The organism is Bathymodiolus platifrons methanotrophic gill symbiont, from assembly GCF_002189065.1.
Taxonomy (GTDB): Bacteria; Pseudomonadota; Gammaproteobacteria; order Methylococcales; family Methylomonadaceae; genus Methyloprofundus.
Genome location: NZ_BDMN01000561.1, coordinates 1 through 1,342 on the forward strand (window position 1 = coordinate 1; position 1,342 = coordinate 1,342).

2 protein-coding genes are annotated in these 1,342 nt (G+C 45.4%); both read left to right on the plus strand.

The genetic code is table 11. From position 1 onward, the window contains the following. Positions 1–732, plus strand: a 732-nt coding sequence (locus tag CDZ78_RS20480) for a Fic family protein (RefSeq protein WP_087871592.1), incomplete at its 5' end; no start/stop codon positions are given. Positions 733–1,060: 328 nt separating this feature from the next. Beyond that, entirely contained in the window at positions 1,061–1,276 is a 216-nt protein-coding gene (locus tag CDZ78_RS20485) for a hypothetical protein (RefSeq protein ID WP_087871593.1), read from the plus strand. Positions 1,277–1,342: the final 66 nt, after the last annotated feature.

Consider the following 1,342-nt stretch of genomic DNA (forward strand, 5'->3'; position numbering starts at 1 on the left):
CTGGGATGCCCAAAACAAGCTTTCGCAAAAATAGCGACTCCCCGCCTTGAGGCACATCGGCTATTAATGCTGGGTTTGATTGATGAACTAGGGCAGTACCGCCAAGGTGGCGTAGGCGTTTATGATGGAGAGGCTCTGGTGCATATGGCGCCACCAGCCTCTCAGCTACCGCGTTTGATGGAAGATCTGTTGGACTGGCTAAAAGTAACCGATCTTCCTCCACTGGTGGCGAGTTGCCTGTTTCATTATGAATTTGAATTTATCCATCCCTTTGCAGACGGCAACGGCCGAATGGGGCGGCTGTGGCAAACCTTGATTCTGACTCAATGGAGACCAGAACTCGCCTGGCTGCCGGTGGAGAGTGTGGTGCACGATCGTCAGCAAGCCTATTACAAGGCTCTGGCCAGTGCAGACAGTGATGCCGAGGCGACCCCATTTGTCGCCTTTATGCTGGAAGCACTAGAACAGGCACTAGATATTGCCTTACGACAAAATGACGGGGTAAGCGAAGAGGTAAATGACGAGGTAAAAATCAAGCTTGATGGGCTGGATCAACAACTCTTGGCTTATATGCGTGAGAACCCCTATATTACACAAGAAAATCTGGTGCTCCTTAGTGGAAAATCTTTAAGCACCATCCAGCGGCATATTCGTAAGCTACGCCAACAGCATATAGAACGGGTGGGTTCGGATAAAAGCGGCTATTGGCAGGTGAATGATACCAATAAATGAAGCATTCACGGGCGAACTCACGAGCAATAAAAATAAAGGTATTGCGGTGTAAGATTGTATTTCCCTCGCTTTTGTGTGGGCAGTCATAGAAGACAATATAATGGGCGAAGTCGTTATCAGTGTTCTTATATTAAGTTATGCGTCGCGATCACGACATTTTTAGGGACATTTTTTGTCACCATGTATGCTATATTGTTGAATAGCAAGTAAATATAAGCTATTTTCAGTGGACATTTTTATGGACATTTTTTCAGACATTAATACGATAAAACGCATAGATAGCTTTCAGTTTGGCGTGTTTAAATTGTAGCAGGGGATTGATGTAAGCGTGGTTGACGTGTTGTTGCAACGGGTTCAGGATGCACAACAACGGTTTAGTGTTTCACCTTTGGCATCGGTTGCGATGCAGTTAGAAAAAGACGTTGTAGTCAGTTCGGTGTTTGGCACCAATACAATTGAGGGTGGCGAGTTATCGGAGGAAGAAACTGAGCAAGCCTTATCATTATCGCCTGAACAAATTCAAAATAGCCAGCAACAACGCTAGTTAACTTACGTGAAACGCCTTGGTATCAAGCACTTTATGGCAAGTTGACTAAAAAAACGCAGTCCA